This window comes from Faecalibacterium sp. DFI.5.82 (assembly GCF_029076575.1).
GTDB lineage: Bacteria > Bacillota > Clostridia > Oscillospirales > Ruminococcaceae > Faecalibacterium > Faecalibacterium duncaniae.
Map to the genome: position 1 here is coordinate 1 of NZ_JARFIS010000590.1, position 307 is coordinate 307.

The 307-nt window shown below is 65.8% G+C and carries 1 pseudogene; it reads left to right on the forward strand.

What is annotated here, in order from left to right:
* Positions 1 to 307: pseudogene (locus tag P0G09_RS18015) on the forward strand (DNA primase); the annotation flags it as partial.

Here is a 307-nt window from a genome sequence, read left to right on the forward strand (position 1 = left end):
CCACTTCGTCCGCCGCATCAACAGCATCGACTACACCGAGGCGGTCAAGATGCTGGCTGCACGCGCGGGAATGCCGGAGCCGCAGGAGGACGACAAGACGGGCCGTCTGCGCAGCCGCATCCATTCTATGAACAAGGAAGCCGCGCGGTACTTCCACGCCTGCCTGAATTCCACGGTCGAGGAAGCCCGGCAGGCCCGGGCTTACTGGCGGCGGCGCGGTCTGGACGACACGACCATCGTCCGGTTCGGGCTGGGCTATGCACCGGATGACGGGCAGGGGCTGTACCAGTATCTGCGCGATAAGGGG